This window comes from Kribbella pratensis (genome assembly GCF_004365355.1).
Lineage (GTDB): Bacteria > Actinomycetota > Actinomycetes > Propionibacteriales > Kribbellaceae > Kribbella.
This window is the reverse complement of sequence record NZ_SODP01000002.1, coordinates 440,077-454,865: the sequence shown is the minus strand read 5'-3', so window position 1 is coordinate 454,865 and position 14,789 is coordinate 440,077. Positions and strand designations below refer to the sequence as shown.

The following is a 14,789-nucleotide window of genomic DNA, read 5'->3' as shown; positions in this document are numbered from 1 at the left end:
GCGTCGACCACGTCACGCGCACGCCGGTCAGTCAAGGCGGCACCGGCCGGAGATCGTCGCGGCGCCTCCGACTTCGACGACCGGTGCGCCGGGCGATCCTGTGACTGTGGCTGTCATGGTCGCGGGATGTCCCAATGAATCGCCCATGTCGACCTGGAGCCTTGCGTGCCCTCGAGTCGACAGATACACGGCCGCACACGCTGTGCTGTTGGCGTTGGCGATGTCTTCTGGAACGCCGATGGACGGAGCGAACATGCGGGCGACCGTGTGGCCGTCAGCCGACGGCGTCACGTAGGCGTAGCAGCCGAGCAGATCGAGCCGATCGGTAGCCGCACGCAGCGCAGGCATGTCAGGTGCCAGGTTCGCGAGCGTCTGCTGGTCGGCGAGCTCGACCAGCAGACGCGGTCGTCCCACGGAGGCGACGTGGCATCCGGCGACCTCGGCGCTGACTCGTAACGCCGACAGAATTGGATCCGCTTCCTCCCTAGTCGCGGCGCGCAGGTCGACCGGGCCGGGCTCGAACGCCGCGCTGTAGTCGCCCTCGTTGCCGATGGCGTGACCTGGCAACGATCGCGCCGTCGAATGCAGTACTCCGTCGTACCGGTCGTCGCCGCTGCGCTGGGCCAGTACGGCGAGCGCGGCGACCGTGCCGTGGCCACAGGCGGGGAGCTCACCGGTAGAGGTGAAGAACCGCAACCTGACCGCCGACGGATCCTGCGCGGAGATGAAGACCGCATGGGATGCTCCGACTGCCGCAGGTACCCCGCGCCGCGCGGCGTCGCTCAGGTCACCGTCCTCGATCACCGCGGTCCGGCTTCCACCGCGTCCCGAACGCAGGCATGCCTGCACGATGGTCACCTCGAGGCTCATGGCTAGTCCTTCCTCCTGTCCTCACGAAGCATGCCTCGCCAGACCCTGACGCGCGATCCTGCCTCCTCCGAAGTACGACGTACGTCGTATAAGCTGGTGCCGAAAGGGGAGGTACCTCATGCCGCGTTCGCACCGTCGCGTGCTCACTCACCCGGACCTCGTCGAGCTGGATCTTCTCGACCTGCTGCACGCGTTGGCGGACCCGACGCGGATGACGATCGTTCGCACGCTTCGGTCCGATGTCGAGCGGCCGTGCGGCACGTTCCCGGTCGACGTCGCGCCGTCGACGCTGACGCATCACTTCCGCGTCCTGCGGGAGGCCGGGGTGATCCGTCAGCGCGACGAAGGCAACCGCCGGTGGACGACGCTTCGGCTGGACGATCTGAATGCCCGGTTCCCCGGCCTGCTGGACTCGGTGCTGGAGACCTACGAGCGACAGCTCGCCGGCACCTGACCGGCGTACGACCTCGTAGAACCGGTCGCCACACAGGGACGCCTGCCCTTCTGAGGCATCCGGCGGCGGCCCTTGCGCAGTTCCAGTGGCCTAGTTATACGATGTTCGTCGTACGTCGAACAACTAGGAGGGGACATGCATGCAGTGATCTTCGATCAGCCGGCCGCCGACGGCAGTGCGACCAGAGTCGGGGACGTCGAGGTGCCGGTGGCGGGGCCGGGTGAGGTGACGATCGACGTCCGGGCCGCGGGTGTGAACTTCATCGACGTGATGGCGCGCCGGGGCGACCCTGGCTACGCGACGGGCTGGCCGTTCGTTCCCGGCCTGGAGGCGGCTGGCACCATCCGCGCCCTGGGGCCCGGGGTGGACGGACTCGCGGTCGGCATGCCGGTGGTTGCGTTCACGACGGCCGGCGGATTGGCCGAGGTCGTGAAGGTGCCGGCGGGTCTGGTGTCGCCGATTCCGGCCGGGCTAACGTTCGAAACGGCGGCGGCAGTCCCAGGCACCTTGACGACAGCCGTGCTTCTCCTCCGGTCCTTGCGGCCGGGAGGGTCGGTGCTGGTTCACTCGGCGGGTGGTGGCCTGGGGCAAGCACTGGCTCGGGTGGCGCGCCGCCAGGAGGCAGGGCTCATCCTGGGAACGGTCGGCCACAGCAGCCGTTCCGCGGGCGCCGAACGGGCAGGGTACGACGCCGTGCTGGTGCGCGACGACGGGTTGTCCGCCGCTGTACTGCGGCGTACTGACGGACGCGGCGTGGACCTCATCCTGGACTCGCAGGGGACCAAGTGGATCGACAAAGATCTGGAACTGGTGGCGCCGACGGGACGGATCATGCTGTACGGCAACGCCAGCGGTGCGGCGCTCGACGCGATCCCCACGGGCCGGCTCTTCGCGACGAATGCGATGGTCGGCGCATTCAGCATGCGCGGCCTCGCGGCCAGGGCGCCGTGGCTCATCGCCGAGGCGCAATCCGAAGCGCTCGATGCCGTCGCGCGCGGCGAACTGCCGGTGGAGGTCACGCCCCTTGAGGGTCTCCAGCAGGTCGCCGGAGCCCAGCAAGCCCTCGCCGACGGACGCGGCGAGGGCAAGTATGTCGTCACCCTCCCGAGCCGGGCAGACTAGTTGCGCAGGGCATCGTTCCCGGCCTGGCGGGACGGTGGCCGGTGTGGGCGCTCAGTTCTCGTCGTTCGCGGTGTCTGTACGACGATGGGCGCGTGACGGCTGCGCGCTGCCGGAAAGGTGGATGTGGTGACGGAAGACCTGATCTCGAGGGCGCGGGCCGGTGACGCCGAGGCGTTCCGTGCGCTGACCGAACCTCATCGTCGCGAGCTCGCTGTGCATTGCTACCGCATGCTGGGTTCGATGCCGGACGCCGAAGACGCCGTACAGGAGACGCTGGTGGCGGCCTGGCGCGGTCTCGCCGGCTTTGGTGAGCGGGCGTCGATCCGCACCTGGCTGTACCGGATCGCGACCAACCAGTGCCTCAATGCGCTGCGAGCCGCTCGCCGGCGGCCGGCGAAGGCGTGGGACATTCCCGGTGTCGAGCCGCCCGAGCCGACCCGGCTCGGCGAGGCGGTTTGGCTCGGGCCGATCCCGGATGTTTTCGCGGAGGGTGCGCTCGGGCTGCCGGTCGGCCCCGAGGCGCGGTACGAGCAGCGCGAGTCGATCTCGTTGGCGTTCGTGGCTGCGCTGCAGGTCCTGCCTCCGCGGCAGCTCGCGGTCGTGATTCTCCGCGACGTCCTGGGATTCCGTGCGGGCGAGGTCGCGGAGATGCTCGACAGCACAGTGGCCTCGGTCAACAGCGCGCTCAAGCGGGCGCGTTCGAATCTGGAACGGCAACGGGCCCTGTGGGGACAGACCGACGTACAGCCCGCTGCCGGGTCGCCCGAGGAGGACGCCATCGTGGCCCGGTTCGTCCGGGCCTACGAGTCGTCCGACCTCGAGGCACTCGTCGAACTGTTCACCGACGACATTTTCGTGTCGATGCCGCCGATGCCGCTCGAGTACGAGGGACGGGAGCGCGCCGCCCAGTTCATGGAGTTGCTGTTCGGCAGTGGCCGCCAGTACAGCCTTGTCCCTACGCGAGCCAACGGCCAGCCTGCCTTCGGCGCCTACGTCCGCGGCCCCGACGGAACGCGCCGCGGAGCGAGTCTGTTCGTCCTGCTGATCGTCAACGACCGTATCCGCGCAATGACCCGCTTCGAGAACACCGTCTTCGGAGCATTCGGCCTGCCACAGTCCCTTCCGGAACGCTAGAGGCGAGTTCTAGAGGTCCTGGTCCTTGCGGGCACGCAGCCCGAGCATGACGAGCATCGAACTGACCAAGGTGACCGCGACGTCGACGGTCAAGGCGACGTGGATGCCGGTCAGCTCGACGCTCTGGGTTGCGGCAACGGTGCTGAGGATCGGGATGCCGACGGCGATGGCGACTTGTTGGGTCATGGTCGCGAGCCCGGTGGCCAGGCCCTGGTCGTCGTTGGTGAGTCCAGAGGTGCCGGTGACGGTGTAGCCGACGATGCTGCAGACGTGCCCGAAGAATCCGATCAGCAATGTCGGCACGACAACGGCAATAGTTGCGCGGCTTTGGCCGAGGAAGACCAGCGGGATGATGGCAGTCCCTTGCACACACATGGCGACAGGCAGAATTCTCGCGGGACCGAATCTGCCGAGCAGACGTCCGGCGATGACGCCGGCGGCGACGGCCGCCAGACCGGGAATGCCGAAGACGAGTCCGGTGATGAAGGGGCTGAGCCCCAGGATGCGCTGCAAGTACAGCGTCATCAGGAAGATCATCCCCGTCTCCATGGTGAACACGGTGAATCCGGCTACGTTCGCCCAGGTCACCGTGCGGCGGGACAGGACACTGATCGGCGCGAGCGGTGCGGGCGAGCGGCGCTCCACCAGCCAGAACGCGACCAACAGCGCGGCGCCTGCGATCGCGGCGACGACGCTCTTCTCGACTACGGCGTACACGACTCCGACCAGGCCCACGCTGACCGTCGCTGCGCCGGCGACGTCGAGGGCCGGCCTGACCGGCGGCCGGCTGTCCTCGATCACCAGTGGCGTGCACGCCAAGATGGCGATGGCGACCGGCACGTTGAGCAGGAACGCTGCGCGCCAGCTGAGCAGACTGACGAAGGTGCCACCAACCAAGGCGCCCAGCGTGAAACCGCCGGAGAGCAGAGCGCCGTTGAGTCCGAGTGCGCGCTCGCGCAGCCTCCCTTCTGCAAAGGTCGTGGTGAGTAGCGCAAGTGCGGTGGGGAGGGCCATCGCTGTAGCCGTTCCCTGCAAGGCACGCGCAGCGAGGACTGTCGCCGGGTCGGCTGCCAGTCCACCGAGCAGTGACGCTGCGGCCAGCAACAGCATGCTTGCCATGAACAAACGTCTGCGCCCGACGCGGTCCGCCAGCCTTCCGAACAAGAGTGCCAGCCCCGCCGAAGGGAGCGCGTAAGCCGACGCGATCCACGGCCAGTCCTTCAGTTGCATGCCGATCCCGGCACCGGTCTCTGGAAGAGCGACATTGAAGATGGAGAAGTCGACCGACACCAAGAACCCGGCGCCCAGCAACACCAGCAGAATCACTCGCTGTCTGCTGGTGAATGTCGTGGTCGGGCTGAGATTTGTGGCCGTGCTCATAACGGCTTTCCCTTTCATCTTTAGTGCAACCCTGCGGTTGCACATCATGGCATGAGTGTGCACCCTCAGAGTTGCAATAGGTTTGCTGATAACGCCTAGCGACGGGAGGGCGAAGAACTCCGCTCGGCCTGGCGGCGGATACGGTCCAGGCGTTGATCCCAGAGCCGTCCCACTCGTTCCAGTTCCTCGGCCAGGCGGCTGAGTTGCCCCCCGAGAGCATGGAACACCAGTTCGCGGCCTTCAGTTCTGGACTCCACCAGCCCTGCCGCCTTCAGTACGTCCAGATGTTTGGTGATCGCTTGCCGGCTGACCGGGAACACGCGAGCCAGTGCAGAGGCCGAGGCTGGTTGTTCACCGAGCGAGGTCAAGATCTGCCATCTCGTGTCATCGGCAAGCGCTGAGAGGATCGGGCCGATGGGCGTCTCGGTGGTCACGTCGCGACCGTGAACTTGCGGGCGGCCAGTAGTTCGAGCTCCCACCCGAATTGATGCTCCTCGAGCAGCCGCTCCTTGGCCTCAGCGGACATCGCCAGGGCCTCGAAGCCACTTTCGACGACGCGCAGTGTCACACCGCCCGGCCGCTCCTCGACGAAGAATTCGACGACCGTGTCGGCGGCGTACTGTCCACCGACCCAGCGATACGACAGGTAGCGGGGACGGTCGACGCGGAGTGTGTGGACCTCGAACCTGCCTTGCTGTGGGTGCTCGACGATCTGCACCCCACTCGTTGCCGCCGGCAAGGAATCCGGCTCGATCTCCCCGTCGTTGATCCACCACCCCGGGCGGCACACCAGTTCCCACACCTCTTCGGCCGACGCGTCGATCGCCGTACTCCGCTCAACCCGATCAAGCCCGCCATCACGAGCGACCGTCGCAGGATTCATACCTCCGATCCTGCCACGATCACCCCCATCCTGCAACCGTACGCTTGCACATACGGCAATGCTCCGGATGAGGCCTGGCGAACCGGGTAGCGTGGGCTGTGCAGCCCATTTTGATACGAGAGGACTATTGATGTCCGAGATCCAGCTCATCGCTCGCTACGTGATCAGCCCCGGCAAGGAGGACGAGGTCAATCGGCTGCTGGGGGAGTTGGCGACGGCGAGTCGGGGCGAGGCGGGCAACGTCTCGTTCGAGGCCTTCGCCGGCCTGGATGACCCGCGACGAATCGTTCTGCTCGAGCGGTACCGCGACGCCGCCGCGCTGGCCGCCCATCGCGAGACGCCGCACTTCGCCGACCTGGTGCTCGGCCGGATCGTGCCCCTGCTGGAATCGCGCGTACTCGAGACGTACGACGTACCGGACGAGGCGTGAACCCCCGCGACGCGGCGCGAGCCTTCCGCGCGCACCACGAGGGCCCGGCGCCGTTGGTATTGCCGAACGCATGGGATGTCGGCTCCGCACTGGGGTTCGTGGTCGCGGGCTTTCCCGCGGTCGGCACGACCAGCTTCGGAGTCGCGGCGGCCGGGGGCTCTCCGGACGGTGGCCGCTCCACGCGAGAGGCGACGGCAGCGCTAGCGGCTCGACTGCTGCGGTTGCCAGTGCCGGTGACCGCGGACGTCGAGGACGGCTACTCCGATGATCCCGACGAGGTCGCGTCGTACCTCGCCGAGCTCGGCGTGGCCGGTGTCAACATCGAGGACAGCACCGATCAACGACTCGTCGCCCCCGACCGGCACGCCGCCAAGGTGGCGGCGATCAAGGCGGCCTCGCCCGACCTGTTCGTGAACGCGCGGGTGGACAACTATTGGCTCGGCCAATCGGCGAACCTGGACGAGGCGTTGATCCGGGCGCGGGCCTACGTCGGGGCCGGCGCCGACGGGATCTTCGTCCCTGGTATCAGCCGGCCCGACGAAATCCGGACTCTGACGGCGACGCTGACCGTGCCGGTCAATGTCTTACCGGTCCCTGGCATGACGGTACGCGAACTCGCCGACCTCGGCGTACGGCGCGTGAGTACCGGATCGCTGCCGTACCGGGCAGCAATCGACGCGGGCGTGGAAGTCGCGATCCGGCTCCGCGACGGCGAAACTCCGCCCAAGGCGACGCCTTACCCGCAGGCGCAGGGGCGGCTGGTGGCCTATCGCGACGGCAAGCTTTCAGCGACCGGCGAGTGACTTTCGTTCATGCCCGCGATCGGGCGGAGCGGAAGGTCGACAGGTAGTTCATCGCGGCGGTGAGGGCATCGCGGAGCGCGGTGGAATCGCCCGATGCCTGGGAGAGCAGCATCCCCCCTTGAAAGCTGGACATCAGGGCATTGGTCAGGGCTCGGGGATCGGCGCTGCGCTTCAGTTCGCCGCGATCCCGCATAGCCTGCAGGCCCGCGCGGAACAGCTCCTCCCACTGGTCGAACCCGTCGGCCACCTTCCCCCGGAGCCCTGTCTCGCTCTTGACCAGCTCGGCTGCGAGCGAACCGAAGCTGCAGCCTGACACGCACGCCTCCTCGTGATCGAGGTAGGCATCGACCCAGGACTGCAGTCCTTCGAAGGTGTCCAGACCTTCCTTGGCCGCCATCTGGGTGAAGTTCATAACCGCCTGGGCCCGCCAGTCGATGACGGCCGACAAGAGCGATTCCTTGTCGGGGAAGTAGTGCATGAGCTGCGATCCGCTGACACCAGCGGCACGGCGCACCTCCTCGTTCGTCATCCCCTGGACCCCGCGCTCGAGCGCCACCGCAGCGGCACTTTCGACGATCCGGTCGCGGGTGGCACGGCCCTTCCGGGTCAAACGAGTCTCGGCGTCGGTCATGGCACCAGCGTAGCTCAATAATGGGCTGACCAACCCATAATGTGCTGAGGTGCCCGGCGGTCGGCTTGGGATGGTCGGCCGCCGGGGTGGGGCGGCGGAATCGTCAGTTTGTGAGGCTTTGAGCTCTTCGCGGTGATCCGCTCCTCGAGATCCGTCAACCATGTCGCGATCTCCGAGGGCTTGATGCTCTTGACCGGTCGGCTCCCGAAGTACGGCAGCACATACAGCCGCAGCGCTGTCTCGTACCGGATCAGCGTGGTCGGATCCTTCCCACTCGGGTCATGCCAAACCCCGCGCCACCGCCTTCCCCGCCCCCACCGCGGTTTGAAGCCGCTTGCCGCCTGACGGGAATGCGTTGCGCCGCTGCCGGGCACCGGAGGGATCGTGTGAGCGGGGAACACGCGCCCGTGTGGCGTGTGAACCGACCCGAAGGAGCAACGATGAGCCCCAACCCGACGGAGTCCGTCAAGAAGGCGGGAAAGACCAGCCGCAAAGCGACCAGTGATGCGGCGCACAAGGTCGAGCCCAAGCAGCTGGGGAAGAAACTGGCCAAGGAACTGCCGCTGAGCATCTGGACGAAGATCCGCATTGGCGTGGCCTATCTGAAGGCCAAGCTGAAGAAGTGGCGGATGAGCCGGCGCGTACGCAAGTCCTAGGCAACAAAGGGCCGCTACGCCTCGGCCCCGACGTACTGATGCAGTTTCACGAAGCTGTCCGTCCAGCCGTGCCTGTGGAGCGTCAGCCATGCCGGCGTCCGACTGGCCCGGCGGTCGGCTGGGGGAGGGCGGCCGCCGGGGTGAGGTGTGGAATCGTCAGTTTTGTGAGGCTTTGAGTTCGTCGCGGTGCTTGTCGAGCCAGTCCGCGAAGGACTCCAGTTGGGGGTTGAGTTCGCGGACCTTCGCCACGTCGCGTTCGCCGGTGAAGCGTTGGTGGTCCTCGGCGTAGAACTGGAACATGTTGGCCTTCAGTTGACCGAGCCGAGCGAAATCGGGTGAACGCCGGGCCTGGTCTGAGCGTGTTCCCGCAGGTCAGAGGCCTATTTCGAAGGATGGATCGGCCTCGAATTGGGACAGGTTCTGGAGGTCCCCTTTTGCCGCCTGCTCCGTGACTGCTCCGTGAGCCGCTGACGAGAAGATATGACCGAGCCGCGAGTCGATCGCCTTGCGGGCTCGCTCGTGCGACGACGGCAGCATGTGAGTGTAGAGGCGGAGCGTGAAACCGGGGTCGCTGTGTCCTAAGTACTCGGCCAGCTCCTTGATGTTGACCCCGTCCGCCAAGGCGACGCTGGCGTAGTAGTGGCGCAAAGCATGCATCCCGGTGTCTCTGCTGCTGACGTACTGCAGTGCGCCACGGTCCGTCCGGGTCGGCTCCGGGATGACGCCGGCGGCGACTAGCGCCGGCTTCCATACCCGTTCGTTGTAGCTGCGCGCCTGAATGTGCCGGTCATCTCTCCAGCGGAACAGGATCTTGGCCTCCAACGGATCCCCGTCCGGCTTCTCCCACGGCAGCGAATACGGTCGTGGCGGGTAGGTCTCCATGTGCTGGAGGAGCACAAGCGCCGCACCTTCAGACATGGGCACCTCGCGTTCAGTGTCGCTCTTCGGCAATGCGAAGACGAAGCTCCCGCCGAGTCGCTTCACCTGTCGCCGGACGTGGATGATCATCCGTTCAAAGTCGAGATCCTCGGTCGCGAGCCCGAACAGCTCACCCTGTCGCAGCCCAGCCGCGGCACCGATGACCGGGATGGCGCGGAACTGCGGTTGGTGGCACTCGACGACACGCTGAACCCGGGCATCGCCCCAGGCCAGGATCTTCCGGTGCTTCGGAGACGACAGGTGGACGACGTTCGCCTTGGCCGGGTTCCGCTTGATCGTGCCGTCGTCCACCGCCAGCTCCAAGGTGCCGTGCAGAACGACGAACGCTGTCCGGGCAGTCGCTACTCCGATCCGATCCTCGAGATCCGTCAACCAGGTCGCGATCTCCGAGGGCTTCATGCTCTTGACCGGTCGATTCCCGAAGTACGGCAGGACATGCAGCCGCAACGCTGTCTCGTATCGGATCAGCGTCGTCGGATCGACGGATCGCGACTTGAGCCAGATCTGCGCGATAACTTCGAACCGAACCTGTCCGGCCTTCGGATCGACATAGTCCCCACGAGCCGCGTCGGTCTCCATCGCACTGGCGTACTTGCTCGCCCGAACCTTCGTATCGAACGCCTGCGACTGCTCCTTTCCGCTCGGGTCATGCCAAACCGCCAGCCACCGCTTTCCCCGCCCCCACCGCTTCTCGTTCCGCTCCCGAATGACCGTCCCGTCCGGCTGCTTCACGGCAGTCGTCCACTGATCCTTGACGAACGCCACGCGCATCCTCCCCGCGGGTCGACTTCCGGACCGAAGCTCAACGCGCGAGGCGGGGAGACTTTCAGCGCGGGCAACCCAACGTCCGCCGTGCCGGAGTATGGACGCCGCCGGACTGGCCGTGGAGCCGTTGTCCTGGGAGCCGCGGCCGAAAACGAGCCGGCGAATGCAGTCCAAGCGGCACGACGCTCAAGACGCCGGGAATAGACATCAAGGAAGCGCTAGGACGGGCCCTCGAACTTTCTCGGCCGGGATGGTACAGACGCTCTCGTTGCCTTGGCGAAGATCGGGAGTTGGCTGCTCTCAGTCAGCTGATGGGGTCCTGTCGCCTTGACGTACGGATGATATTCGCCTTTCATCCTTCTACGGTGTTATTGCAAGTTTGCGACGGTCTTTGGCAACTTCCTGACATCGCGGCTGATGCAGTCGCCCCTTCGGGACGCCCCTCCCGACGCTGCGCGGTCAGAGAGGAAGACGATGCGCCCCATCCCGTTCCGTGGACTCGCAGGCTGCGTCCTGGCCGCTAGCACTCTCACGGCCGCGCTGGTCATGCCGGCCGCTGCGCACGAGACTCGCGTGGACGCCGCCGCCGGTGCGACTGTTCCGTTCACGTCGTACGAAGCCGAGGCCGGTTCGCTCGGCGGCGGTGCGGCCGCGGTGTCGCTGACCTCGCCGCCGACGACGCAGTACTCGAGTGCGGCTCTGGAGGCGTCCGGCCATGCGTACGCTCATCTCGCGGGCACCGGGCAGAGTGTGCAGTGGACAAACACGACCGGTCACGCGATCAGCGCGATCACCGTGCGGCTGAGCATCCCCGACAGCAGCGCGGGTGGCGGGCAGACCAGCACGCTGAATCTGTACGTCGACGGCGGCCTGCGCCAGGCACTCAACGTCAACTCGAAGCAGACGTGGTTGTACGAGGGCAACAACAACTACAACGGCAACAACCAGAATCCGTCAGACGGCGACCCGCGGGTGTTCTTCGACGAGACGCACACCTTCGTCACTGGTACGCCGATCGCCGCGGGCAGCACCTTCATGCTGCGCAAGGACGCCGGCAACTCGGCCGCTTTCTACGACATCGATGTCGTCGACGTGGAGAGCCCGCCCGCTGCGATCGCCCAGCCGGCGAACTCGATCTCGATCACGGACTGCGGTGCGGTCGCCGACAACACACCGACCAACGGCGCGGCCGACCCTGCCTCGGTCGACAGCCGGGCCGCCATCCAGAACTGCATCGACCAGGCACAGACGCAGAACAAGACCTTGTGGGTCCCGGCCGGAATCTTCTACGTCAAGGGCACGCAGGGCCTTCGGGCGCAGGGCATCACGATCGCCGGCGCGGGCGCGTGGTACAGCACGATCTACCGCGACGTACCGCTGCCGAACAGTACGCCGCTGCCCGCGTTGTGGGGCCTTACCTCGACCACGATCCAGAACCTGCACGTCGACTCCAACGCCACCAGCCGCGCCACGGTCGACGGCGCGGGCGGGTCGATGGATGTCAGCGGGACGAACTGGGTGGCCGACGGGATCTGGACCCAGCACACCCTGTCCGGCTTCTGGGCCTCCGGCACCGGCGGCACGATCCGGGACAACCGCCTGACGACGATCTGGGCCGACGGCGCCAACATCAACAACGTGTCGATGGGCAACTCCGTCGGCAACAACCTGACCGTCACCAACAACTTCGTCCGCGGCACCGGCGACGATGCGCTGGCGATCAACTCGGTCAACTACAACGACATCGACGGCACGAAGGTCTACTACACCCCGATGGTGAACGCGGAGGTCACGAACAACACGTCGATCGCGCCCTGGGGCGGCAAGGGCGTCGGCGTGTACGGCGGCAGCGGTCATCGGATCGAGAACAACTACGTGTCCGACACCGCCCGCTACATCGGCCTGGGCGCGGGACGTTTCGGTGTCAACGGCAACGATCTGCTGTCGGCGAGCGTGACCGGCAACGTCGTCGTACGGTCCGGTGGGAACGCGTACAACCAGGGACAGCCGGCATTCCACATCGGCAACGGTGGTGACGGCCAGAACGTCGGGGCGGTCGACCACGTCACCGCGAGCAACAACACCATCCTCAACTCGCTGTACGACGGGATCGGCTTCTCCACCTCGACCAACACCGTGCTGCAGAACAACACTGTTACCTCGCCGTGGCGCAACGGCATCGTCATCGCGCCGCCGTTCTACCCCGCTCCCTCGGGATCCGCGACAATCACCGGCAACACAGTGACCGGCGGCGGTACGCCGTACCTCAACAACTCCGGCGGATTCACCGCGTCGCTTAGCGGCAACAGCTGGCAGGGCGGTACGCCGGAAGGCCCGTACGGCGGAATGCCCGCGGCGATCCCGGGCACCGTGCAGGCGGAGAACTACAACACCGGTGGACAGGGAATCGCCTATAACGTGGACTCGACCAACGGTACCGCGAACACCTATCGGACCGATGGCATCGATCTCGAGTCCACTTCGGACACCGGTGGCGGCTACAACCTGGGCTGGACCGGCACCGGTCAGTGGTTCCATTACACGGTCAACGTCGCCACCGCCGGTACCTACAACGTGGCCATGCGCGTCGCGGCACCGGCGGTGGTGACGAATGCATTCCACCTGGCCAGCTCCTCCGGTGCCAACCTCAGCGGGAACGTCAGCCTGCCGTCGACCGGCGGCTGGCAGAACTGGTCAACCGTCACCACGCAGGTGGCCCTGCCGGCCGGGGTGCAGACCCTGACGGTGTACCAGGACAACGGCGGCTGGAACCTCAACAGCCTGCAGTTCACCAGCGGACCGACGGCGCCCGCGAACCTGGCGGCGGGCAAGCCCACCAGTGAGTCCTCACACAACCAGACCTACGCGTCGGCCAACGTGACCGACGGAAACCAGTCGTCGTACTGGGAGAGCGCGAACAACGTGTTCCCGCAGTGGGCCCAGGTGGACCTCGGCTCTGCCCAGTCCGCAAGCCGCGTCGTACTCCAGTTGCCCTCCCCGTGGGGAGCGCGGGACCAAACCGTGTCACTGCTCGGCTCGCTCGACGGCACCACGTTCACAACGCTGAAGGCTGCCGCGACGTACACCTTCACCCCCACGGCGAACAACATGGTGACCTTGACCTTCCCCGCGTCGACCCAGCGGTACTGGCGAGCAACCATCACCGCAAACACCGGCTGGCCGGCCGCCCAACTCTCCGAATTCCAGCTCTGGACTCAGTAGCCCCCGTCCGCGAATTGGCGCACGCGGTCGTCGACGTCGAACCCCAGCCGCCCCCGACCCGACCGCCTCCTCGCGGCCTCACCGCGGTGTACCAGGACTTCGGGCGTCGCCGGGCCGGACGGGATGGGTCACCGGCGCCAGCTTCCGTCGACGGGGAAGCCGGCCGCGGCAGCGACGTGGTCACGGGACTCCAGCAGACGGTTCCTGAGAGTGGACAGGTCGACGCCGACAAGTTGGCCGTCGCGTTTCACCACCCGCCCGGCAACGAGAACGGTGTCGACGAGCCCGGGATGTGCGGCGGTGACGATCGTGCCGACGGGATTGTTGAAGGGGAACACGGCCGGGTCGTCGATCCGCAGGAGGATCATGTCGGCGGCCCGGCCAGGGGTGAGGCTTCCGGTCGGCAGACCGACGGAGGCAGCGGCGTTGACGGTGGTGAAGGCGAGCAGGTCCCGCGACGTCAGGCCACCGTCGAGCCCGCGCTGGGCCGCGTATGCCGTACGCATTGTTGCGAACAGGTCGCCGCCCACCGCAGGCACGTCGTCCGCGGACAGCGTCGGCCGCAGTCCGGCGGCCAGCATCCGTCCTGTCTCGGGCTGCCCGAATCCCATCTTCAGTTCCACGTCGGGGCTGATCGACACCGAGCTGCCGGCGTCCGCGATCATCTGGATCTCGTCGTCGGTGAGCCCGTTGGCATGCACGTACGTCGTGGTGTCGCGCAGCAGGCCGTTGTCCCGTAGCGCGGTGATCGGGCGCCGGCCGTTGAGTCCGTCGACGTGGACGCTGACACGCAGGCCGAGTTCGTCGGCGAGCTTCAGGTCGGCGACGACATTGTCCATGATGGTTTCGTCCGGACCGCGCAGCCCGAGGGCCATCGCGTCGTCGGGGAGGAGCGCGCGGACCCGGCGTACCTCGGTTTCGATGGGCTGATCGGTGCGGTACCCGGCGCCGTAGCAGAAGATCGACCGCCCCGGCGCGTCCCGGAGTCCGGCGATCGCGGCGTCGGCGTGCGCGGGTGTCTGCGCTGCGTGGAACCAGTCGAGCATTGTGGTCACACCGGAGTGCAGCGCCTCGATACGCCCGAACAGGTTGCTGATGTAGACATCCTCGGGCCGGTACTGCGGTTTGAGCATCCCGTGGATCACGGTGGCGTAGTCTGCGAACGTCCAGTCCGCGCCGACCCCGCGGAACGCGGTCTGCCAGGTGTGCCGGTGGTTGTCGACGAACCCGGGCATGACGACCCGGCCGCTCGCGTCGATCACCTCGGCGTCCGACACCTCGATCCGCTCGGCGACCTCGACGATCACACCGTCGTCGATCAGCAGGTCGCCGCGTCCGAAGTCACCGATCACCGGATCCATGGTCACGACGTTGCCACCGGCAACGAGAGTCTTCATCGGTGGAGTGCCTCCCATATGTCCAGGTACGCCGGAGCGCTGAACGAGGCTCCGGCGGTCGCTCCAGCTTGGCCCAGTGCACGGATGGACGGAGTCGATCTGA

Annotated in this window: 16 protein-coding genes; 7 read left to right on the top strand and 9 right to left on the bottom strand. The window is 66.8% G+C overall.

The window, feature by feature from the left end:
- Window positions 1-27 precede the first annotated feature (27 nt).
- A complete protein-coding gene (locus EV653_RS18805) occupies window positions 28-870 on the bottom strand; it encodes a PhzF family phenazine biosynthesis protein (RefSeq protein WP_134105050.1) in 843 nt (280 codons plus the stop codon).
- Between the two features lie 118 nt (window positions 871-988).
- Here EV653_RS18805 and EV653_RS18800 point away from each other — a divergent pair, with 118 nt between their 5' ends.
- The 3 genes from EV653_RS18800 (at window position 989) to EV653_RS18790 (ending at window position 3,580) form a co-directional block, all read left to right on the top strand.
- Window positions 989-1,324, top strand: a complete 336-nt coding sequence (locus EV653_RS18800) for an ArsR/SmtB family transcription factor (protein ID WP_134105049.1) — start codon at window positions 989-991, stop codon at window positions 1,322-1,324.
- Window positions 1,325-1,459: 135 nt separating this feature from the next.
- Complete coding sequence (locus tag EV653_RS18795; RefSeq protein WP_134105048.1) at window positions 1,460-2,446, top strand: quinone oxidoreductase family protein; 987 nt, start codon at window positions 1,460-1,462, stop codon at window positions 2,444-2,446.
- A gap of 126 nt (window positions 2,447-2,572) precedes the next feature.
- The gene (locus EV653_RS18790) at window positions 2,573-3,580 is read left to right on the top strand and encodes an RNA polymerase subunit sigma-70 (RefSeq protein WP_202871735.1); all 1,008 of its coding nucleotides are present in this window, start codon (window positions 2,573-2,575) and stop codon (window positions 3,578-3,580) included.
- Window positions 3,581-3,589: 9 nt separating this feature from the next.
- On the opposite strand, the gene EV653_RS18785 is transcribed toward EV653_RS18790, so the two are convergent.
- From EV653_RS18785 to EV653_RS18775, 3 genes are all read right to left on the bottom strand, one after another.
- Window positions 3,590-4,960: an MFS transporter gene (locus tag EV653_RS18785; protein WP_238159885.1), complete on the bottom strand. Its 1,371-nt coding sequence runs from the start codon at window positions 4,958-4,960 to the stop codon at window positions 3,590-3,592.
- A 95-nt stretch (window positions 4,961-5,055) separates the two neighbouring features.
- Window positions 5,056-5,394: an ArsR/SmtB family transcription factor gene (locus EV653_RS18780; RefSeq protein WP_134105045.1), complete on the bottom strand. Its 339-nt coding sequence runs from the start codon at window positions 5,392-5,394 to the stop codon at window positions 5,056-5,058.
- Entirely contained in the window at window positions 5,391-5,843 is a 453-nt protein-coding gene (locus tag EV653_RS18775; protein ID WP_166679488.1) for an SRPBCC domain-containing protein, read from the bottom strand. Before EV653_RS18775 ends, EV653_RS18780 begins: the two co-directional genes overlap by 4 nt.
- A 130-nt stretch (window positions 5,844-5,973) precedes the next feature.
- Here EV653_RS18775 and EV653_RS18770 point away from each other — a divergent pair, with 130 nt between their 5' ends.
- Both EV653_RS18770 and EV653_RS18765 read left to right on the top strand, forming a co-directional pair.
- Complete coding sequence (locus tag EV653_RS18770) at window positions 5,974-6,273, top strand: putative quinol monooxygenase (RefSeq protein ID WP_134105043.1); 300 nt, start codon at window positions 5,974-5,976, stop codon at window positions 6,271-6,273.
- Window positions 6,270-7,076 (top strand): isocitrate lyase/PEP mutase family protein, encoded by an 807-nt coding sequence (locus tag EV653_RS18765; protein WP_134105042.1) that lies wholly within the window; start codon window positions 6,270-6,272, stop codon window positions 7,074-7,076. The genes EV653_RS18770 and EV653_RS18765 overlap by 4 nt, the downstream gene beginning before the upstream one ends.
- Window positions 7,077-7,083: 7 nt before the next feature.
- Here EV653_RS18765 and EV653_RS18760 read toward each other — a convergent pair whose 3' ends face one another.
- Both EV653_RS18760 and EV653_RS42730 read right to left on the bottom strand, forming a co-directional pair.
- A complete protein-coding gene (locus EV653_RS18760; protein WP_134105041.1) occupies window positions 7,084-7,707 on the bottom strand; it encodes a TetR/AcrR family transcriptional regulator in 624 nt (207 codons plus the stop codon).
- Window positions 7,708-7,721: 14 nt separating this feature from the next.
- A complete protein-coding gene (locus EV653_RS42730; RefSeq protein WP_166679487.1) occupies window positions 7,722-8,081 on the bottom strand; it encodes an N-terminal phage integrase SAM-like domain-containing protein in 360 nt (119 codons plus the stop codon).
- A gap of 66 nt (window positions 8,082-8,147) precedes the next feature.
- Here EV653_RS42730 and EV653_RS41230 point away from each other — a divergent pair, with 66 nt between their 5' ends.
- Window positions 8,148-8,363: a hypothetical protein gene (locus tag EV653_RS41230; protein ID WP_166679486.1), complete on the top strand. Its 216-nt coding sequence runs from the start codon at window positions 8,148-8,150 to the stop codon at window positions 8,361-8,363.
- 156 nt (window positions 8,364-8,519) lie between these two features.
- On the opposite strand, the gene EV653_RS41225 is transcribed toward EV653_RS41230, so the two are convergent.
- Window positions 8,520-8,663 (bottom strand): hypothetical protein, encoded by a 144-nt coding sequence (locus tag EV653_RS41225; RefSeq protein WP_166679485.1) that lies wholly within the window; start codon window positions 8,661-8,663, stop codon window positions 8,520-8,522.
- A gap of 72 nt (window positions 8,664-8,735) precedes the next feature.
- Entirely contained in the window at window positions 8,736-10,067 is a 1,332-nt protein-coding gene (locus tag EV653_RS18750; RefSeq protein WP_166679484.1) for a tyrosine-type recombinase/integrase, read from the bottom strand.
- Between the two features lie 474 nt (window positions 10,068-10,541).
- On the opposite strand from EV653_RS18750, the gene EV653_RS42155 reads away from it, so the two are divergent.
- Window positions 10,542-13,289, top strand: coding sequence for a carbohydrate-binding protein (locus EV653_RS42155; RefSeq protein ID WP_134105038.1), 2,748 nt, complete (start codon window positions 10,542-10,544; stop codon window positions 13,287-13,289).
- A gap of 128 nt (window positions 13,290-13,417) precedes the next feature.
- Here the strand turns inward: EV653_RS42155 and EV653_RS18740 are convergent, their stop codons facing one another.
- The gene (locus EV653_RS18740; protein WP_134105037.1) at window positions 13,418-14,686 is read right to left on the bottom strand and encodes an amidohydrolase family protein; all 1,269 of its coding nucleotides are present in this window, start codon (window positions 14,684-14,686) and stop codon (window positions 13,418-13,420) included.
- Window positions 14,687-14,789: the final 103 nt, after the last annotated feature.